Below are 19,486 nucleotides of genomic sequence, written 5' to 3' on the forward strand. Positions count from 1 at the left end.
GAACCGGAGCCGGAACCGGAGCCGGAACCGGAGCCCGAGCCCGAGCCGGAACCGGAGCCCGAGCCGGAACCGGAGCCCGAGCCCGAGCCCGAGCCCGAACCAGAACCCGAGCCGGAGCCCGAGCCGGAACCCGAACCGGAAGTGACGCCGGCCGTGCCGGAAGAGCCCGATTATTCACGCGAGGCCCCGGATCCGGACGAACGCGGTTCTGATCCTCGTGACCCTGGGGATGATGAAGAAGAGGAACACCCCACCGATCCACGTGATCCCGGGCACGAGGATGAAGACACCGATGAGCGCCCGGGAACCCCAGTGGAGCAGGCAATCCCGGCTCCGGAGGCCTTTGTGGACTCCGAAGTCGAGAACCTGATCACCGAAACGGTGATGGATGCCGACACGTTGTTCGAGTTCGACGAAGCAACCCTGCGGGAAGAAGGCCGGGCCGTTCTTCAGGAACTGGCCGATGTGCTGACCGACCCTCGGACCGCCTATTCAACGGTCCAGGTCGATGGTCATACCTGCAACATCGGCGGGGACGAATACAACCTGGACCTGTCGGAACGTCGGGCCCGCGCCGTCCGGGACTTCCTGGTGGAGCAGGGCGTGCGGGAATCGGCCATCGAATACGGAGGCCACGGCTTCCATCAGCCAGCGGAGTCCAACGACACCCAGGAAGGCCGCGAAGCCAACCGCCGCGTCGAAGTGCGCCACGATGTGGGGCCCATCGCTCAGTAACGATTCCTGCGATCGCCGCCCCACAAAGAAAAGGCCGCCAGAAATGGCGGCCTTTTTCTATCTCTGGACCACGCTCCGGTGAAAAACCACGATCTCTTCCGCGACCCTATCCAGTTCCTCGTGAACCTGCTTGTTGAAGTACCGCAGCACCCGGTAACCGGCCATCACCAGGTGATTCTGCCGCTCGCGATCTTTCTGGAACGCACTCTTGGATCGGTGGTACTGGAACCCGTCGAACTCCACGATGATGCTCGAGGCGGGCAGGAGAATATCGACCCGGTACTTGCGGCCGGGGATCAGGCCGGCCACTTCCTCGTGAACCGCCTCGTCCCCCAATCGGCGCTTCAGCTCTCCGGCGAGGATCCGTTGCGGATCAATCTTTTCCCCCGGCCGGGCATGTCGAGGGCGCCTGTTCCCGGCGACGGCCGGAACTTTCGGCTCCCCTTCATGCGGCTGGCGGCCACGGGCCGAGGAGGGCGATTTCGATGGAATCAGCCCCATCCGGATTGCTTCTTCTTCGGTGAGTCGCAGATTGCGCGCCATCCTGGCACCTCCGCGGGGGATACCCCTAATCCTTCCTTCTTCGATCCTTCCGCAGCCGTTCGACTGCGGCCCTTTTGGTCGCTTCCCCCCGGCGATCGTATATCTGGGTCGTCTCGACGGAGGCGTGTCCCGCCAGGTCGGCCACGGTCAGGATATCCTCGTTGTTGTCGAGCAGGTGGGTAATGAAGGTGCGCCGCATATCGTGGGGCAGGGTGCGTTCGGTACCGGCTTTCTTCGAGGCCTTCTCGAGCAGGTAGGCGACTCCCTGGCCGGTCATGCGTTTCCACTTCAGCTTGCCGGCCTTGGTCATCGGGAGAAAGAGGGGGCCCGATTCTTCGCCCCGCAGATCATCGATCCAGGTATTCACGGACTCCCAGGCTTCATCATCGACGGGTGCGATGCGCTCGCGATTGCCTTTCCCCCGGATGCGGAGGCCACCGGCCTCCGGGCAGAGATCGTCGAGATCCAGGCCGACCAGTTCGGCCCGACGCATCCCCGAGCTGTACAGCACGTTGATGATCGCGCGATCGCGAATGGCGGAAGGGTGGTCCGAGGCCTCCAGCTTTTTCAGGAGGTGGTCGATCTCGTCCGATTCGAGGGCACGTCCCTTGGGCAGCCGCTTTTCCTTGTACGGCCGAATATCCACGATCCGGTGGTATTCATCACCGTCGATCAGCCGTTGGTGCCAGGTTTCTTTCAGGACACCCCGCAGGGCACTCAGATAAAGCGCCTGTGTTGATCGAGACCGCCCCTTGTCCTGCAACGAGGCGAGGAGGGATTGCCCGTCCGAGCGACGAAGTGATCCCCAGTCCATGTCGGCCGGCTGGCATTCACGCAGCATCCAGCACATCGACTGGATTACCGAACGCATGGTTTCCCGGGATTCCCGGCTCCCCAGGTTGAGGAGGTAGGCTTCGTGAGGCAGGAGATCGGATGAAGAAGGACGGGACTCGAGGGCACGCGAGTCGCCGTCCGGGTCCTGCTTGCGGGCATCGTCGGAGCCAGTCATCCATCCAGCCCCGATGAAAACAGCCAGATCAGCGCGTTATCCGCGCTATCGACTTCCCGCGCACGATACTCGGACATTCGGCGTTTGTCCATAAAAAAAGGCCCCGGATGTGATCCGGGGCCCATTCTATGCGGATTACTTGCTTAAATCCACATTTAGTTACCCAATGAAACCCAGCCATTTTCCGAATTGTAGAAACTGCCGGATACCGGCCGCCATCCACTAATCACTATTCTTGCCTGGCATTGTGTGTCACTGCAGTTCCTGACTAACATCCGGTTATGCTGAACGAATCGACCAGCACCACCGTAATATATATCGCCTTCTTCCCCCATCGGGATCGTTCCTTTCACCTCTCCACCAAAAACTCCTTCCAAGGTCTCCCCATCAGAAGCGCACCGAATCTGGCCCCTATTACCATAACCACCAGACTTCTTATTGGTGACGTAGACCTGACCGGGCGTGCATTGAGTACTCGCAACCGGCTCCGAAGCAATCACGTTATCCGGGTCATAACAAGTACCCGATCCGTCGTCCCAGCTCAGGCCCAGTTCCGTACACATCGCCTGCTCGGTCATCGTGCATGACGAACCATCCCAATTAAGACCTGCCTCGTTGCAGGCTTGTTCATCGGTCATACCGCATGAGCCATTAACTTCTTCCAGTCCCATGGCTTCGCAAGCCAGACCGGGTGACTCACCTCCCTTCCAACTTCCGAACGAATCCTCTCCAAACTCAGCGAAATCCACGTCCGGTGATTCTCGCTCCGAAGAGTCCCTGGGCTCTCCCCTGATGACCTCCTCCGTGAAGCCCCGCTCTTCCAGGGTGGCATCAAGATCAAACTTTTCCGAATCTTCACCATTCTCCATGGCGGAAACCGACATCCCGGTCATCGTGACCATAGCCACCGCCAGAGCCACCTTCGTCTTTCGCGCATTTACTTGAGTCATACCTGACTCCCCCTACTTCGCAGAATCCATCCCACCCTACTGCTTACGAATTCTATCATACCTCTCTCCCCATCGGCAACTCACGGGTCTGCGCCGACACATTCGCCACCAACGAATACCCCGCCGGCGTCAATACACTCTTCATGCCCTTCCGGAAAACCTGCTTCAGCATTCGGTTTCCACCCCCCACTTGGCCCCGAATCCGGATAGCGGACATCCAACGGCTTCCCCTCCACCCCGATGGTCTCGCGTTCCACGTCGTCTCCTTCATTTTCACTCAGATCAATCTCCGTACGCTGCTCTATCTTGTCTTCAACGTTGAACCCGTACTGATCCCTCGGCGCCTGGTATTCTTCCTCCGCTTGAGCGACGACATTCATCCCCATGGCACTCACCGCAATCACTAACCCGGCTACCCGCATACAGCCTCCCAACTAGTTTGGCCCGCAGGCCATCATGACCACCACCTGCGCCTCCGTGTTTTGCCACGAATTTGTCTCCGGACCTATTACCTGCGGTGTAATTTGGTAACTCCCACCACCGCCATCGACAATCGTTCGAATCCCATGGATTGCGGTTGCGCCGTTACCAGCATCATGGCCAATCACGCTTTGTATCGAAGTAAAAATCCTTGGCTCCAGCCCGTCTCCGCAATTCCCTTGGAAGTCCACGCTTCCTGGAGCATCAATCACCTCCTGATGAAAAACGCCGGTACTCGCACGCATACCCGCGTTTTCCAGAAACGCATCTTCTGCTACGACATTCCCTTCTTCGGCCACAATATCACCGTCCGTAAAGATGTTACCTTCACTTACGATGTCGCCTTCACTGATGATGTCGCTCCCACCAGAGATATCGCCATCGACTTCGAGGTTCTCTTGTATGACACTTCCTCCACCAATATATGCGTCTTCGCCAAGCACCAGATTTCCCGCTGCATCGATCGAATCCGCATTGACGATGCTATTATCTCCAGCATCGAGATTGGCTTCCATCTGATTCGTCCCATCTACGCGAAGCCAACGGTCATCGGTGGCCCGATTACTCAGAACCATCAAAAGGCGACCATGATTATTCGCATCTTCCACGGTTAGATTTCCGTCGACATCTCGATAAAGGTCCTCTGGATCCATCAAAGACACAGGCGTTTGCCCATCAAATACATCTCGTTCGATATTGGCATACACGCCATCATAGAACCCGGCCGAAGCACTTTCCTGAGATAAAGCCACTTCATTTGCCACATACTGGGCAATAGCCGCCCGCCTATCGGGATTGCGTGGATTTTCAATTTCGAGCAGAAGCTGCACCTCAATGCCTTCGTCGTCTGCCCCAAACTCGATTAACTGGATTTCGTAATCACCGCGCAGATATGTATCGGAGCGATCCGTCGAAGCAACATGGCATGGAATAAACCCTTCCTCTTTTACTGCTTCGGCGGGCTCACAAGATTCGGGCCGCAAGGGTGCCAGACTATTGATTTCCTCCGGGTGACCTTCTCCACTCTGGATCTCAGACATATACTGGTTAAGCCCCGCCGAGATTTGGGCAAGCTGTTTCCCCGTTTTCTCCGCCCGGTCTGCTTCCCGATCCCTTTCCTGCATTTCGATCACCCAGGGCAATGCACCTATTGCTAAGGCCAAAGCCATCAACATCCCGATCAGGGTCACGTAACCGGACTGCTTTCGACGCCTCGGTCGGGCGATGCCCACCACAGCTTCATCCCTGACTGTCTGGCTGTCCATATTCATGCCTCCTCGTCAAAAAAAGGGGCCCAGGCCGCCCCGGGCCGGGCCCCTGTACAGCCGGCGATTGGGGCGAATTACCGACCCTGGATGAAGTCCACCGTTACTTCGTCTCCCCCACTGCTGCACTCGGAGGCCATCGTCGGAATGTCCATCTCACGATTGTTGGCATCCTTGATGGTCGAGCCACCCACCCGCACCTCCGCGAAGGCGCCTTCAACCGCCTGGATCACGTTGGTGCAGGCCGCCTCCGGAAGCGGATACTTGATCTCGAACGCGTTGTCGGTCCCCGACGTACCGGTCAGGTCCGTGTGGTCCACCACCACATCATCGTTCCAGGCGGTCACGATCTCACCGCCCTGCTCCATCGGGCCCGGCACGATACCGGCATCCAGAAGCACGGTGTTGCTGATATCCGAAAAATCGGACTGCCCCCGGAACAGCGTCTGAATTTCCGCGGCGAAAAGGTTGAGGTTCTCCGAGGCCTCGTTCGCGGCCTGCTGGTTCTGCACGGCACTCACCGTCAAGAAGACCCCGAACAGTACCGATGCACCGATCGCCAGTACGATCAGCATTTCGACCAGGGTAAACCCGCGAACCTTCCGATGGACGTCCTTGTTGAAGTGTTGCATTTCGTCACCTTCCTTGCTTGTTGCGTTTTTGCCTTAGTGAAATCTCCGACGACCTATGATTACGGGTCCGGTCGCGGATGACTGTTGCTCTCCCTTTCCGCCATTTCCCGAATCAGGAGAGTTCCACCGGCTTTCACCGGTAAGCGGCCCGTTTGCGACCGGACCGCGCGGGCGGGCTGCTTACGTCTCCCGCCTTATTACTTTATGGGGCAACTTCCTGCTGATCAACCTGCCCCTGAATGGAAAAGCTGACCTGCCCCAGAGAGAACACGGTCGCGACCACGAACAGCGCCAGGGCCAGCATTGCCGCGGTCGATACCGCCGTCGTCACCTTCACGATGTTTTCGCGCAGGTCTTTGATGGCATCCCCACCCAGGCTGTTCATGACCACGGAGAAATCCGGAAGCCGACTGTAGATGTACAGACGATCACTCATGCTGTCCATCAGAAGACCGCTATCCAGCGCCTGCGTCTCTTTTTCGCCCGCTCGAAGCCGGGTCATCATGCGTTCCAGATGCTCGGCCATCCAGGGTCGTGCGTATTTCTTCAAGCCGGTCAGCGCCTTCATCGGCGGGATCCCCGCCCGAAGCATGGCGGAGAGCGTCAAGAGAAAGAACGCACTCTGCATCATCCGATAAAAGGTCCACGGGAACACCTTATCCGCCCAGTTACGGTATCGACCGCGCCATACCGGCATACTCCCGAAGATGACGGCGACCAATACCCCGAACGCGATGAGCAGGCCCGGCCCATAGGTCAGCATCCACTCGCCGAACCCGAAATAGGCCGACGCCAGCCAGGGCATCTGATCCGGGGGGAGCAATTCGCGCGCGGTCGGCACGATCGTCGCCGAGATGTAAAACACGAAACCGAACAGAGCGGCAAGGAGAATCACCGGCATGATCAGTTTCCCGATGGCTGTCTTGATCATTTCACCCCGGGCCCGGGTCAGGCGGGAGGTTTCCCGCAACGCCTCCGAAAGCTCGCCCGACTCCTCCCCCGCCGCGATCATCGTCACTTCCGCCGGATCCGCCCAGGGGGCGAGCGCATCCGCGACGGTCCCGCCTTTCTCGATCGTTCGAATCCATTCATCCGACATGCGCCACAACGGCTTCTTCGTCTTCTTCCCCAGAAGGAGCAGACTGCGGCGCTGGCGATGGTGAATCTCGTTGATCGACTGCATCGCCGAAAACGGGGGAATGCCGGCGTCCTGAAACGCCGCCAGGTCTTCGTAGAGATCCGCCCGCGTGCGGCCGTTAAAGGCCCTTTTGGCCTGAAAACGATCGAAACGATCCTGAATGCCGGGCGATCCATTTGAAGCCTGACCCTTTTTCGGCGCGGCCTTCCCTTCAGTTCTGGAAAACCGTCCGGCTGTCAGACCCATCTGACCGAGTTTTTCTTTCCACGATCCGGCCCATTGCTGGATCGCTCCCTGGATCCTTTCCTGCATCCCTGCGTTCTCCATCACTCGTCGATGTGGAAGACTTCATCCAGCATCATGAACTTTTGCTCGACATCCCGAGGATCCGTTACGCCGTTACGCATCTTCCAGATGGCGTGTTCGAATGCCGTGCGTCCACTCATATCCGAGGGGTCTTCCGGGTTGCGGGTCGAACGCCAGATTCGGCGCAGTTCGACGATATCCCCCTCCCGGATCGCCCGAAGCATTGCGTTGTTGGGGATCGCCACCTCGGCGCAAATCGTCTGCCCGACAACGCCGGTTCCCTGACAGTTCGGGCACCCGTCGGGATGGCCTACCCGAATGTGATCCTTGTCGTCCCCCGCCACCTGTTCAAGCCGCTCGAGCATTTCCAGATTTTCGGGGCGCTGCGCTTCTTCGGTCTTCTCCCACTGGGCGAGCGGCATTTTGCACTCGGGGCAGAGTACCGGCGTCAGTTTCTGATACGCCAATCCGGAGATCAGCCCCGGTTGTGACAAAAGCCCCATCTCGATCCCGATCACGCCAAGACGGTCCACCACGCCACTCCAGGAATCCGCATGCAGTGTCGTCGCCACCTGGTGCCCGGTCTGGGCCGCCTGGATCGCCAACCGGGCCGTGATGGCATCCCGGATTTCCCCTATCATGAGGAAGTCGGGGTCATTTCTCATCGCTGCACGGATCGCGTCGGTGAACGGCTTGTCCTCACCGCCGCTTTCGCTGCCACTTTCACCCTTTCCGCGCACCACAGGTGTCTGCGACGCGTTCCGGATATTGTACTCGACCGGTTCTTCGATTGTACGGATCTTGTGATGGGGGCGCTCGATGGCGACCCCCTCGATCGCGTTCTGGAGGGTCGTCGATTTCCCGGATCCCGTCGTGCCGGCAATGATGAACATACCGGAGGATTTCCCCAGGGCCCGCCGAATCGTTTTGCGCTGATCCGGTGAATATCCCAGCTCCTCATACGTCTTGTGCTCGGCCTCCACGCCCAACGGCAACAGACGGAGGACGACGTTGAATCCCTCCGGGGCCACCGGCATCGAAGCGTAACGAAAACGGACCCGTCCCATTTCGTAGGTTCGATCGATGACCGCATTCTGGAATTCGCGCACATTGAAGGCATCCGATATCGACCCTTCTTCCGTGAGCGTGTTGTATGCGGCCGCACAAATCGCCTGCGCTCGCTCCGGCGACAGATCCCGGTAGTGGTTCAGGCGACCGTGCCGGCGCATGAGGATCTGCGCCGACTCCCGAGTCACCTCGATGTGAATATCGGAAACCTCGTGTTCGAGCGCATACGCACCGATCTGGTCGAATTCCTCCTGTTCATTGGAGGAATCCGACTGTTCGATCTGCCGCTCGATATTGTTGGCCCGATCGTAGATCGCTTCGATGATGTTCGCCGTTGCGGTTCGTGCCCGACGGTGGATCACGGCATTGGGGAATCGCCGCTCGATGTCCTGGATCAGCCCGGCCACAAGACCTTTCCCCCGATCCCACATTCGGCCGGTAACGATGATCCAGATTTCCAGTGAAAGCGTCCCGTTGGCCGCCAGGTCCGGCAACTCCGAAGCCCGGATTGTCTCACCGGATGCGGACACATGATCCCCTTCGCGTATCGGCGCCGCGATCACCGCGACAAACGGCCAGACATTGTCGGATGGCTTGATGATGGGTTCCTTTTCGCGACTCAGGACCCAACGGTAGGACGGAAGGTCCCTGACCCGGACGATGTCCGGTGGCGCAAAGTCCTTTCCGGTCTGCTTGGGCTGGGACAGGGGCTGGCCACCCCCTCCCTGAGTTTCTCCATCCGAGTGATCGACGACTTCCCCCTCGATCGGATCCGCCATCTCCGGCTCTTTCACGGGGGTATCCGGCTCGCTGAGGAAATCCTTTTTCTGATCCTGATCCATGCTCACCTCTCCCTGATCAGCGGGAAACGTTGAACGACATACCCGAACCCGGTGCTTCGACGCCAATCTCGAATCGACGCATTCCCTTTTGCACGAGGATACGCGAACGCTCCACGCGCTGGATTTGCCAGTCACCGGGCAGCATGTCTCCGCGCTGCACGCTCATGCGCCCACCGCCATAGATGACATCCGCTCTGGGGTTGCGGGCATCGCCATAAACGCTGACCAGATGCATATCGGCCAGAACCTCTTCGTCCGGGGCGAGGGAATCATCGTAGGCACTCCCGAGATCACCCCCCGTCAATTCTTCCTCCATGGCTCGAACCTGGCGACGAAGCTGCTGGACCTCCTGGCTGGGTTGCGACTGACGCGCCCGCTGTTCGGCCTGGCGCTGGTTCATCTCACGCTGAATTTCCTGATGGGTGCGGCGCTGTTCCAGCACATGGTTGCGCAGCTCCATCAGCTCGGACTGGCGCTGCAGATCCCGCATCTCTTCGAGGTATTCGGATTCGCTGGCGCGCATCTCGTGGGGTTCCATCGCTGGATCCGTTTCATCCGGATCCGCCTCGGGGTCCGCCATTCCCTCGGACGGAAGCGTTACCACATCCTCACCGCCGGTCGGAGCCGCGTCCTCATCCCGGCTGATTTCCGGATCATCATTCAGACCTTCTCCGTCGGCATCCGAAGACGCCCCGATCGGCTCCACGCTCGAGGAATCCACTACGTCCGGCTCCTCATTGCCGTTATCCTCTTCCGCGAAAACATCTTCCGCCGGGGCGTCGTCTTCCGGCTCCTGTCCTTCCGATACCTCCGGTGCGGTTTCATCCGTCTCGTTCATCTCCTGCATGAACGACGGGACCTCGTCCGCAACCGATTTCGACCCCAGCATGGCGCTGCCTCCGAACACAACGGCCGCAACCGCCCAGGCGACTTTCGTCTTTCTCTGCATCATTTTCTCGTCCCTTTTTAACGCTGTGCGACGTACTGCAGCTCCACACGCCATTGTGCTGCGCTGCCCATCCCTACGGCGCCACCGGGTGAATAGGTGACTTCGGTGGCACGGATTTCCGTTCCGTCGATTTCAGTAAGCAATTCCTTCAGCTGATCTCGATTCGAGCCGCGGACGTGAATCGATCCTTCCTCCACGCGTACGACATCCCGAGGCACCAGGTCGTCCGGTTCGCGCACCAACGATGGTTCTCCCGCGTGCTCGAACTGCAGGCCCGGGAGACGGATCTGGGCCAGCTGCTGGAAATCCCACCACTCGTCCCGAATCGCCCGTCCGTCACGCAGATCATCGAGCCCGGGACGCGTCATTTCGCGATGATCCACGTCTTCCGGGTTTTCGATATGAGCAGTGATATTCGTGACATCACCGTTCACCTGAATCCGATCCCGTGAAAGTCCGACTTTTTCGGGGAACGCCTGCACCGGGCGGACCGAGGAATAGGGAACCCACGAGACCTGACAGCCTCCCGGGTCACACACCAACCCTTCGAACCCCCATCCGACCGCCGAACGCGCATGATCCTCCATTGCCTGTTCCAGCAAGGGGAGCACCCAGTCATTCGACTTCGGGAGATATCCATCGAGCGTGGACACCAGCTGGCTCAGATATTCCTCCCGGGCGACCTCGACCGGATCTTCTTCCTCTTCTTCCACGACAGGTTGCCCGGGAATATCCGGTGTCTGCTGGGCGTACCAGTACCAGCTTCCGGCGACACCAATCACGGCGATTGCCACGCCGGCTGCAAGAACCTTTCGTTTGCGAGATGCCGCCGGATCCGCGAGATGCACCAAAGGGGCCTTTGCCGCACCACCCTGGACGAGCGATTCCAGATCGCGGACTTCCGCCTCCGCCAACCAATCGCGCACATCTTCCAGCAACGCGATACCTTCGTCCTGCTCGAACAGGCCCGGTTCCGAAACCAACAGCGGGAAGTCGGCGAACAGGTCGACATTGTTTCGCAGACTCCGAATGATCTCACTACTGGATCCGCATACGTCCGTCCCTGGAATCACCCCACCGTTATGCGCGATCAGGAGCCAGAAACGGTCTTCACCGATCCGGGCGACCACCACATGATCCCCCAGATGCGACGCAATGGCCGAGGCGAGGGACTGCGAGGCGTCGCGCGACCCATCACCCTCGCCGGCCAGTCCGATCCCGACGAACACCTCATGCTCTTCGGACCTGGATTCCGCATAGACGGATGCCTTGCCCCCCAGGTCCGAGGCCAGTTTCATGACGGAGGCGGCGCTGATGCCTTCATCCGGCGCGGCCTGCCACTGCAGGCCCGCCAGATACACCTCTCCGTTGAGCTTCACCTTTTCCATGTGACCCCCTCAGAGCTGGTCTCGAACCGAGGTCACCGTCGGCGTGATGACGATCACGAGGCTTTCACTGCTTTGCTCCGACCGCCGGGATCCACCGACTCCCCAGGAGTCCGCGTCCAGCAGCCCCTGACGGACCAGATTCGCCTGCACCTCCTCGAAGCCGGCGAGCACCAGTGCCTCCCCACTGCGCAACCATGTGCGCTGGACGAAATCACGCGTGGTGACCTCCGGAAGCTGGATCGTATTGTTCGCCGACGAGAACTCCTCCATGTTGTCGAGCGTTGACAGGTTCATCATCACCTGCATGAGCAAGTCGCGCCCGTTGTCCTGAACATGCGGGAGCACCTGCATGGACAGTCCCACATCGATCTCCCCGGGCGTCAGAGTCGCCGAGGTGCCGACGTTCGCGGTATCGGTTTCGGACACCTCACGCAGATAGGAAATCGTCTGACCGATCCGGACCGGCGCCGGCTGATTGTTCACGGTCTGCAACGTCGTGGTAGTGACGGTACTGGCCTCGCCGACCCGATTCAGACTTTCCAGAAAGGCTTCCGAACCGACGAAATTCGACAGCGCGCGCCCGGCCGCACGGTCCGGAACCGAGATCACGGCGCCGCCGCCACTCAGGCTCCCGCCACCGCCGTCGGGGGTCGAAATATCGAAATCCAGATTCGGCACCTGGAACAGCGCATTCCAGTTCAGGCCACGCAGATCGTCCTCCGATGCGTCCACACTGTAAATGTGAACGTCAACATTGACCTGTCGCGAGAAGGTCTCATTGAGTCTTTCCACATAGGCCTCCACCTCCTCGACCACATCCGGGTGATCGCGCACCGTCACGGTGCCCATCACGTCGGAGATCGAAAACGCTCCCTGCGAACTGGTCATCGACTCCAGCGAAGATTCGATGTCTTCCCAGATCGAGGATTCGCTTTCCATCTGGAGCTCGCTTTCCGCACCGGAACCCGAATCGCCCTGCGTCTGCAGCGTAACGTTGTTGATCATTCCGCCCGCGGTCATCGCGATCCGCATTGTTTCGCTCACATAGCGATAGAACACGACCTCGCCCGCTTCCGCATCGTAGCGCCAGCGCGCTTCCATCGCGTTCGCGGCCGCATCCAGCACATCGCGGACGCGACCCTGATGCGATAGCGCCACACGCACGTCGTTCAATAGCGCATCCGCGCCCGTCATTCCGGCATCCGCCGCGCTGCGCATTTCCGCAAGCGACATCTCGTCACCGGCGGAATCCGTACTGTCGGGCGCATCGGCGCCCCTTTGACGGACCAGATCCGACTCGAAGGTCATCCGAATGCCCGTGGCCTCACCCAGCTTGGTCATCAGATTCCCGATCCGAACGCCGTGCGGTTCGTGAATGATGATCTCCTTCTCGAAAGCCGGAGGCAGTGTTTCGTGCCGCGGGATCTTTTCCGTCGATACATACGGCAGCGCATCCGCCGTCCCGACGCGATCCTGCTCCCGTTGCGCCTGCTCCCGCTCTCTCTGCTGCTGCGCTTCGAACTGCTGCAGCTGCTGCATCACATCATCGTTCTTCCGCGAGGTCTCGTCTGCTGCTTCCTGCCCCAGCGTTGCGCACCCGGAAACCAGTACGGACACACCGATCGCGACCAGGCTCTTTCGCCACATCCCTTGCATCTTTTCCACTCCCTTTCGATTTACCGGCCGCCGCCGAAATCACCCGAATGATCCGCTTCCTCGATCACCACAACCCGATTGCCTTCCGCGAATCGAGGGGCAACACCCATCAGACCGCCCTGAGCCTGGTAGGCCTGGACGAGACCACGAATGGCCGTTTGCATGTCGCCATGCATCGGGATGTCCTCCGCGATGCGGTAGTCGTGATCCAGCTCCCAGCGTAGCGCGTTCCACCCCTGGTCCTGGACATAGCGACGAAGCGATTCGGACAGGAGCGTTCCCTCGCGAAGGATGTACTCCTCACCCGGGCATACGGGGTCACACTCGCCGGACGCGGAGGAGCCACGATCCGCCAGGTTGGCCGCAAGCACCTGATTGCCGCGGCGGATGACTTCCGCTTCACCATGCGACGTTCGGATGAAAAATTCGCGCGGCGCCCCGTCGATCATGACGTAAGGCGGCGTTTCGTTCAGCTGTACCCGGTGCCCATCCACCAGCGCGTAGTGCGGGGTCACACCCTCCGGCAGCTCGATATAGGTCTCGTATTCGTCCGTAAAGACCTGGACCGGCTGGGCATTGGGTGCCCCCCGGAACTGGAAATCGAAAGAATACGGTGCGTTTACCGATTGGTTGTCCTTATACACGGTGCTCGCCCCCATCGCCGGGGCCGCCGTTACGGTCATCCCACCGACGCCAGCGGCAAGTGCCAACACAATGGCTTTCATCTTTCGTGTCATAACGGGCTCACTCCCTGCCTTCATCTGTGTGTTCTTCCGTACCATATTCTTCGCCGTTCATCTGTTCCAGCGCCCGAAGACGATTCTCCAGCTCTTCCCGACGCTTCTTGAGTTCTTCTTGCCCCGGCGCACCTCGTGCCTGAGACGCGTCGACGGTGTCACTGCAAGCGTTCCGCGAAAGCTGCGCATCGCGCACACACCGTGTATTACCGCTGGAGTCTTCCAGAAACCACATCCCCTCCACGCGATCGGCGATGTAATAAGCGCCCACCTTTTCGACATTAACCGGCTGCCCCTCCGCGGTTTGCAGTGACTCGATTCTGGAATCGCGGGGCCAGGCGAAAAACGTCCGATCTCCGTCATCAAAGACTTGCCCGCGTTTCCTTTGGCCCTGCATGTTTTCTACGCGGTATCCCAGCTCGAATTCCTCCGACTCCGAAACGATCACCGCCTCTGGATTCCCCCCGGTGCGCCCGGATTCCGATGTTCTTTCCAGACCCGCGCAACCGGCACCTAATACGATTGCCGTACCGATGGCGCCCCAGCGAACGGCAGACCTGAAGACACTATCGAGATACATAGCTTCCCCTTGCAGCCACCTGTCCACCCGATTCTTCAATCTGATAACGCGCAAACCGTGAATACACCCGCGGCACGAATTGCTGGGTCTCCTCGAACGGAGGGATCCCGCCGTAACGACGCACGGCACCTTCTCCGGCGTTATAGGCCGCCAGCGCCATTTCGAGGTCGCCGTATTTGTCGATCAAGTGACGGATGTAGCGAGCGCCGCCATAGACGTTCTGGACCGGGTCGCGACGGTCGGAGACCCCGAATCGCTGTGCGGTCTCGGGCATAAGCTGCATCAGCCCAACCGCGCCGGCATGAGACTCTGCGTCCGACCGGAAAGAACTTTCAGTGTGAATCAACGCTCGGAGAAGTGATGAAGGGACGCCCTGATCCTCCGCGGCTCGATCAATCAGGGCGCGGAAAGCGCGCGTATTGATCACCCCGTCATAAGGCCTTACTTGAGGGTCAATCTGAACTCCCTGGGCCGGACCGCCGCCTCGCATGGCGGTGTCGCGTTTAGGCCCTGCGGCACGGGGCGATTCGATGACCTCTGCGTGATGGGATGTCGTTTCTCCCGAGCGGAAGAAATGCGCGACGCGCGCCCCGGATCGTGTTCGCGCAACAATAACACTCGGGGAGTCGCTTTGATTCGCCCCCAAATCGGCCAGCGTCACGCCGGGCTCGTATAGCGGCCCCGCGCCAGATGCCGGCCCGGACGCCGCCGCCAACAGGACGACCCCCAGCCAGGTCGTAACACCCCAGCGACGCGCGGCCGATCGGTTTTTCAGGCGATCCATCACCATTTCCCCATTCCTTTGGATTCTTCGAACTCCGTTCTTTTCCCAGTTTACAGCACGATATCAGCGTTGACCATAACGTTGAAGGTCTCGCCTGCCGGGATAGTGATGGTCGGGCCTCGATCCCGGTGACGATCAAGCGAATCTTCAGCAGTGTCAGCAAAAATCTCGGATGCGGCCGTTCCCGTCTGATTCGCCTCTCCGCCAATAAACGAATCCTGCTGGTCTCTCTCCGCCTGGCGCTCTGCGCCAATCGTGATCGCAGCAATCAAGCCAGCACGCCCAAGTCTGGACCAGAAATGCGTGTTGACGTTTCCATCCACACCGGAGGCCCCGGCTTCATCCGCACCCCCCATATTGCCGATATCGATATCACGCCCGTCCGGAAAGACAATTCGTTCGAATGCAAAAACCAGCCGGTCCTGACCATCCAGCACATCCGAATTGTACTCCCCAATAATGCGGGATCCGCGCGGGATTACCACTTCGCTCCCGTCAACGGAATCGCGAACGTCCCGCGTCACCAGTGCCGTCACCATTCCGGGAAGGTCGGAATTCACCGCGGTCTGCAACACGGCCGGGATCACCGAGCCCTCATAAACCACAGGGCGATCATGAGGCCGGTCACGAACCTCGATCTCCTCTTCGGTACGATCCGCTGCATCCTGCCTGGATCGGTCATCCAGCCATTGCTGGTTGCGCTGGGCTCGGCTCGGTTGGTCACTCTGGGCTTGACCCGGCGGCATGCCAGCCCCGCCCATCATGCCTTCCATGGCTTGCTGCATCCGTTCCGCTGCTTCTGCACCCCGGTCCTGGGGTGTCGGAGCCTGACCGGGCATTCCCACCTGCGCGGCGCCCGGAGGCTGCTGGGCAGCACCGTGCCCCTGTTGTCCCATGGCCCCCCTTACGTCATCCGTCATGCCACTGACGCCACCCCCGTGGTCAATCGCCAGGATGTCCGATTGAGCGACGCGCTCACGCATCGCGCGTTCACGCTCGATTTCTGGGTCTACTTCGACTGTCTCGTCCGCACCAGGGTCGATCTGCGGCTCCCCATCGATATCCGCTTCATCATCCTCTTCGTCATCAGCTTCTTCTTGCAGCTCCTGCTCCCGTTGGCGTCGCCGCTCCAGGGCTGCCTGCTCTCGCTCGCGAAGTTCGGCCAGGAGGTCGTCTGAATCATCACTGGGCCCTGAACGCTCGACGTCCCCGATCTCTTCTTCCGAGACGCCTCCCGTTTCGTCATCGCCGCCCATATTGCTGAGCATCAGCCCTACCCCCATCAGAAGACCGATCGCCGATACGACGATTCCGGTCAGCTTCTTGCTCATCTTCCCCTGGGGGGGTTCTGCGGATGACCTATCAGGGGCTTCCGATTCGCGGGTTGGGTCCTGATTCTCTTCGACCATTGAATCACCCCCGCTCGATGATTACTTCTTCGTCGCCGATCCGCAGCATTGCCCGGTCGACCAAGCGATGGATGATGATGTAGTCGCCATCGACCCGGTAGTTCGCCAGAGCCTGACTGTTGCGGCGACCCTCAACAAAAACCGCCGGCAACTCCTGAATACCATCGTCCAGACGGATCCACATCGAGTCGCCATCATCGAACGCATTCTGGACAAGCCCCGACGCACCCTCGATGGAGTATCCGAAGTTCAGGTCCTGTGGTCGTGGATGGTTGCCATCCTGATCTTCTGGAACATCCGGCATCGACGCCTCCGGCGCCTCTGCTGTATCGCCGCCAGAGGCTTGCCCCCACGCGCTACCTTGTTTCAGCATGCTTTGCCGCGCCTCATAATCCCAGGACACGCGCTGATACCACTGGGAGGACTCGTCCACTGCCCGCAGACTGATCTGATACGATCGCCGATCTGTCACGATGGTCCCTGCCGTATAGATGCCGGACCTCAGAGGCTTGACGAAGATATGACCGTCCACGTCCTCCGTCTGCCATTGCACGGTATCCCCGATCGCCAGAGCCACCAGCGACTCTCCCGGTTCGAGCGCGATATTGGTCGGCGCTTCGGGTCTTGCGAGGATTTCGTACGTCCTGTTCGGGTCGTATCGAAACTGAACCAGATTCGTTTCTTGCGGAAAAGTGTAGGCCTCCGCCCCCCGCACTTCATTCTGCGCCTGGTGGCCTACCCCTTCTGGCATTTGCGCAGCCGCCGTCGGCATAGCCACAGCTACAACCAGCCCCGCAACCCATACTCCGTACGTCCGCATTGTGCCTTCCATAGCCTAATTGCTCCCCATTTCTTGTCGCAGGTCGAAATTCTCAATCTGTAGCCCAATCGGGTTTCGCAGTATCTCTTCCTCCGAGGAAGGCGTTGCAATATCGAAATTTGCCGTCAGGCTCCAATCTTGCTCCTCATCTGCCTGGTTGGGCTCTCGCGTAATTGTCCGGAATTGTATCAGAATCGCGTTCTCCGACATCCGGTTCATGGACCGGATTCTTACCTCCGTAATCCTCTCCGGATTATCCACAACCCGTTCCAGCGGCTCGTATTCCTCCAGATGGTTGCGGAACTGGTCCTGCGCCGTACCCGTTGTTTTCTGAAACGCTTCCTGCAAATTATGCTGAGTGACTCCGGGTCGGATCTCCATCATGTGATTGACCCACTCCGCCAGGAAATAATGGAGCTGAACCTCATTGGGCTCGAACTCCTCCACGGAAGCCAGCGCCGCCTCCGTCCTCCCAATATCATCCGTCTCGATGACATAGGGGACGACGGTTTTGAGTGGCGCGATCCCCGCCATCGCGATTCCCATCGCGATCAGGGCCAGAATAAGCCCGATCGCGACCGTGAAGTACCGATTGCGTTCGACTTCCAGGGCGCCCGCGTGAAGGAATCGACGTTTGATCGCCTTCGCATTGAGCGCAACCGCAGGTGATTGTGCCGGTGGTTCCCCCGGTTGGGCCTGAACACTGCCCCCCCTCCCCGCGGATTCGGGGGCGACTTCCGCGTGATCCGCCGCTGGGGCCTCTGGATGCTCGCGCACCTCCTCTTCGCTGTTACCGGTCGACTGGTCTTCCGATTGTTTCTTGACAACCGACCTGATTACCTTCCCTAGATTCCACTTCATCCTCTGGCTTCCTTCATTCCAAAGTCCCAACAGACCCAATCTTGGCCACTGTGGATGGCCGTCGATCGTCGCAAGGCACTATCCCGAACTAACCTCCGCGACCCCGCGCGTATTTCGCTGCGGCTGAAGCCCCTCGTTTAATTTGCTTTGCCCCGCCCCATGCCAATTTACCTCCCCCCTTGGTCGCTCCGGCCGCTGCGTTTCCGGCCTTACCGCCGCCTTTGGCGCCGGCTTTTGCGGCCATTCCAGCGCCCGCGCCTGCAGCGCCGGCTATCGTTGCGCCCAGCATGCGACCCATCACCAGCATCTCCACAAACGCCGGGATCTTGGTCATCAACAACGCACCGGTAATCGCTATGACTGCGAAAGGCACGAATTCTGCAATATTCACCAACTCCCGGATTTCCGAATTGTCCAGGGAGTCCCAGTCAATATCCGACACCAGCGACGACTCCGCGATCACTCCCAGCATTAACCCGGAATAAACCGTCATCGCCAAAGAGAGCATCGTGTAAATGAGCCCCGTAATGATCGCCAAACGAACCCACCCGTCTGCCAGATAATTCAAGTAGGGAACAACAAACATTGCAAGCATCAGCGGGCCAATACCGATTACCAACGCCTTCAGAAACCACAGCACCACCATTACCAGGGAGTACATCAAGACATACACCACCACAATAGCCTGAGCAATCAACATCACTGATGCGATATAGGCCATGGTGTAGTATCGATCAAACGATGTAGTGAGCAGGCCCCACGCCATACCCTCCACATTCTCCTTGGTCTGGGCGTCCGCATTTTCCCAAAAATGGTTTATCGTCAGAAGCAGTGAACCGAGCCCCTGGACGCCCCCAATACCGGGAACATCGTTGTCCATTTCCCCTTCATACCCATGAGTACCGGGAAGCGCCCGATCCGTACCTTCGGCACGCTGGATCTCGGCCTGCAACGCTCTCGCTTCGATCTCTTGAGCCCCTGCAGTCTCGATCGACTGCCCCAGAACCTGGAACCCATCGTAAAAACGACCAATCAGCTCATCGTATTCCCCAACCATCCAATAGATGGCCGACCAGAATATAATGAACTTAAAAAGCTCAAAGAACATATCCTGAGCCACCATGGAGTTGGAAACCGCGAAGCGAATTCCCATCACCACAACCGCAATGACCAGAAAAATATCCATCAGCGTCGTGGATACCACCCCAAGGCGCTCGGCGACACTGGTGGCGTAACTCTCAAGCGTCACCAGAGGCGCAAGAACCATGTGCAGGATATCGGTGACGTCCCCTGCCAAATTTCCCGTTGCACTCGACATGATCCTGCTACCCCTG

The 19,486-nt window shown here is 59.4% G+C and carries 19 protein-coding genes; 1 reads left to right on the top strand and 18 read right to left on the bottom strand.

All coding sequences use genetic code 11. The features are described 5' to 3' along the window. On the top strand, positions 1-735 hold a 735-nt coding region (locus tag F787_RS17145; RefSeq protein ID WP_369774274.1), incomplete at its 5' end, for an OmpA family protein. Positions 736-792: 57 nt separating this feature from the next. On the opposite strand, the gene F787_RS15510 is transcribed toward F787_RS17145, so the two are convergent. From F787_RS15510 to F787_RS16750, 18 genes are all read right to left on the bottom strand, one after another. Next, a complete protein-coding gene (locus F787_RS15510) occupies positions 793-1,278 on the bottom strand; it encodes an endonuclease domain-containing protein (RefSeq protein ID WP_231373405.1) in 486 nt (161 codons plus the stop codon). Between the two features lie 25 nt (positions 1,279-1,303). Continuing rightward, entirely contained in the window at positions 1,304-2,287 is a 984-nt protein-coding gene (locus F787_RS15515) for a tyrosine-type recombinase/integrase (protein WP_081694088.1), read from the bottom strand. Positions 2,288-2,442: 155 nt separating this feature from the next. After that, complete coding sequence (locus F787_RS16735; RefSeq protein WP_155989587.1) at positions 2,443-3,237, bottom strand: hypothetical protein; 795 nt, start codon at positions 3,235-3,237, stop codon at positions 2,443-2,445. 80 nt (positions 3,238-3,317) lie between these two features. Beyond that, positions 3,318-3,623 (bottom strand): hypothetical protein, encoded by a 306-nt coding sequence (locus F787_RS16740; protein ID WP_155989588.1) that lies wholly within the window; start codon positions 3,621-3,623, stop codon positions 3,318-3,320. Positions 3,624-3,671: 48 nt separating this feature from the next. After that, positions 3,672-4,988 carry a hypothetical protein gene (locus tag F787_RS16745; RefSeq protein ID WP_155989589.1) on the bottom strand — a complete coding sequence of 439 codons (1,317 nt, stop codon included), beginning with the start codon at positions 4,986-4,988 and terminating at the stop codon, positions 3,672-3,674. A gap of 71 nt (positions 4,989-5,059) precedes the next feature. After that, positions 5,060-5,614 (bottom strand): type 4 pilus major pilin, encoded by a 555-nt coding sequence (locus F787_RS0106150; protein ID WP_028491634.1) that lies wholly within the window; start codon positions 5,612-5,614, stop codon positions 5,060-5,062. A 202-nt stretch (positions 5,615-5,816) separates the two neighbouring features. After that, entirely contained in the window at positions 5,817-7,064 is a 1,248-nt protein-coding gene (locus tag F787_RS0106155; protein ID WP_231373406.1) for a type II secretion system F family protein, read from the bottom strand. A gap of 14 nt (positions 7,065-7,078) precedes the next feature. Next, on the bottom strand, positions 7,079-8,968 hold the full coding sequence (locus F787_RS0106160; RefSeq protein ID WP_042805707.1) for a GspE/PulE family protein: 1,890 nt from the start codon (positions 8,966-8,968) through the stop codon (positions 7,079-7,081). Between the two features lie 16 nt (positions 8,969-8,984). After that, positions 8,985-9,857: a hypothetical protein gene (locus F787_RS0106165; protein ID WP_028491637.1), complete on the bottom strand. Its 873-nt coding sequence runs from the start codon at positions 9,855-9,857 to the stop codon at positions 8,985-8,987. 77 nt (positions 9,858-9,934) lie between these two features. Beyond that, complete coding sequence (pilO2, locus tag F787_RS0106170; RefSeq protein ID WP_028491638.1) at positions 9,935-11,305, bottom strand: type 4b pilus protein PilO2; 1,371 nt, start codon at positions 11,303-11,305, stop codon at positions 9,935-9,937. 9 nt (positions 11,306-11,314) lie between these two features. Further along, entirely contained in the window at positions 11,315-12,961 is a 1,647-nt protein-coding gene (locus F787_RS0106175) for a type II and III secretion system protein (RefSeq protein ID WP_231373413.1), read from the bottom strand. A 20-nt stretch (positions 12,962-12,981) separates the two neighbouring features. Next, positions 12,982-13,698: a TcpQ domain-containing protein gene (locus tag F787_RS0106180; RefSeq protein WP_042805709.1), complete on the bottom strand. Its 717-nt coding sequence runs from the start codon at positions 13,696-13,698 to the stop codon at positions 12,982-12,984. Between the two features lie 7 nt (positions 13,699-13,705). Continuing rightward, complete coding sequence (locus tag F787_RS15520; RefSeq protein WP_155989590.1) at positions 13,706-14,278, bottom strand: hypothetical protein; 573 nt, start codon at positions 14,276-14,278, stop codon at positions 13,706-13,708. Beyond that, positions 14,265-15,062 carry a lytic transglycosylase domain-containing protein gene (locus tag F787_RS16380; protein ID WP_196801918.1) on the bottom strand — a complete coding sequence of 266 codons (798 nt, stop codon included), beginning with the start codon at positions 15,060-15,062 and terminating at the stop codon, positions 14,265-14,267. The genes F787_RS15520 and F787_RS16380 overlap by 14 nt, the downstream gene beginning before the upstream one ends. A gap of 50 nt (positions 15,063-15,112) precedes the next feature. After that, complete coding sequence (locus F787_RS15530; RefSeq protein WP_196801919.1) at positions 15,113-16,393, bottom strand: TrbI/VirB10 family protein; 1,281 nt, start codon at positions 16,391-16,393, stop codon at positions 15,113-15,115. A gap of 82 nt (positions 16,394-16,475) precedes the next feature. Beyond that, positions 16,476-17,303, bottom strand: coding sequence for a TrbG/VirB9 family P-type conjugative transfer protein (locus F787_RS15535; protein WP_081694091.1), 828 nt, complete (start codon positions 17,301-17,303; stop codon positions 16,476-16,478). A gap of 3 nt (positions 17,304-17,306) precedes the next feature. After that, the gene (locus F787_RS15540; RefSeq protein ID WP_051246048.1) at positions 17,307-18,152 is read right to left on the bottom strand and encodes a type IV secretion system protein; all 846 of its coding nucleotides are present in this window, start codon (positions 18,150-18,152) and stop codon (positions 17,307-17,309) included. 88 nt (positions 18,153-18,240) lie between these two features. Further along, positions 18,241-19,470, bottom strand: coding sequence for a hypothetical protein (locus F787_RS16750; RefSeq protein WP_028491641.1), 1,230 nt, complete (start codon positions 19,468-19,470; stop codon positions 18,241-18,243). Positions 19,471-19,486: the final 16 nt, after the last annotated feature.

Source organism: Thioalkalivibrio sp. ALE19 (assembly GCF_000428605.1).
Classification (GTDB): domain Bacteria; phylum Pseudomonadota; class Gammaproteobacteria; order Ectothiorhodospirales; family Ectothiorhodospiraceae; genus Thioalkalivibrio.

Excerpts from the sequence above, each read along its gene's own strand:
- F787_RS15510 (WP_231373405.1), bottom strand. The coding sequence starts at position 1,278 with ATGGCGCGCAATCTGCGACTCACCGAAGAAGAAGCAATCCGGATGGGG.
- F787_RS15515 (WP_081694088.1), bottom strand. The coding sequence starts at position 2,287 with ATGACTGGCTCCGACGATGCCCGCAAGCAGGACCCGGACGGCGACTCG.
- F787_RS16735 (WP_155989587.1), bottom strand. The coding sequence starts at position 3,237 with ATGACTCAAGTAAATGCGCGAAAGACGAAGGTGGCTCTGGCGGTGGCT.
- F787_RS16740 (WP_155989588.1), bottom strand. The coding sequence starts at position 3,623 with ATGGGGATGAATGTCGTCGCTCAAGCGGAGGAAGAATACCAGGCGCCG.
- F787_RS16745 (WP_155989589.1), bottom strand. The coding sequence starts at position 4,988 with ATGAATATGGACAGCCAGACAGTCAGGGATGAAGCTGTGGTGGGCATC.
- F787_RS0106150 (WP_028491634.1), bottom strand. The coding sequence starts at position 5,614 with ATGCAACACTTCAACAAGGACGTCCATCGGAAGGTTCGCGGGTTTACC.
- F787_RS0106155 (WP_231373406.1), bottom strand. The coding sequence starts at position 7,064 with ATGCAGGAAAGGATCCAGGGAGCGATCCAGCAATGGGCCGGATCGTGG.
- F787_RS0106160 (WP_042805707.1), bottom strand. The coding sequence starts at position 8,968 with ATGGATCAGGATCAGAAAAAGGATTTCCTCAGCGAGCCGGATACCCCC.
- F787_RS0106165 (WP_028491637.1), bottom strand. The coding sequence starts at position 9,857 with ATGCTGGGGTCGAAATCGGTTGCGGACGAGGTCCCGTCGTTCATGCAG.
- pilO2 (WP_028491638.1), bottom strand. The coding sequence starts at position 11,305 with ATGGAAAAGGTGAAGCTCAACGGAGAGGTGTATCTGGCGGGCCTGCAG.
- F787_RS0106175 (WP_231373413.1), bottom strand. The coding sequence starts at position 12,961 with ATGCAAGGGATGTGGCGAAAGAGCCTGGTCGCGATCGGTGTGTCCGTA.
- F787_RS0106180 (WP_042805709.1), bottom strand. The coding sequence starts at position 13,698 with ATGACACGAAAGATGAAAGCCATTGTGTTGGCACTTGCCGCTGGCGTC.
- F787_RS15520 (WP_155989590.1), bottom strand. The coding sequence starts at position 14,278 with ATGTATCTCGATAGTGTCTTCAGGTCTGCCGTTCGCTGGGGCGCCATC.
- F787_RS16380 (WP_196801918.1), bottom strand. The coding sequence starts at position 15,062 with ATGGATCGCCTGAAAAACCGATCGGCCGCGCGTCGCTGGGGTGTTACG.
- F787_RS15530 (WP_196801919.1), bottom strand. The coding sequence starts at position 16,393 with ATGAGCAAGAAGCTGACCGGAATCGTCGTATCGGCGATCGGTCTTCTG.
- F787_RS15535 (WP_081694091.1), bottom strand. The coding sequence starts at position 17,303 with ATGGAAGGCACAATGCGGACGTACGGAGTATGGGTTGCGGGGCTGGTT.
- F787_RS15540 (WP_051246048.1), bottom strand. The coding sequence starts at position 18,152 with ATGAAGTGGAATCTAGGGAAGGTAATCAGGTCGGTTGTCAAGAAACAA.
- F787_RS16750 (WP_028491641.1), bottom strand. The coding sequence starts at position 19,470 with ATGTCGAGTGCAACGGGAAATTTGGCAGGGGACGTCACCGATATCCTG.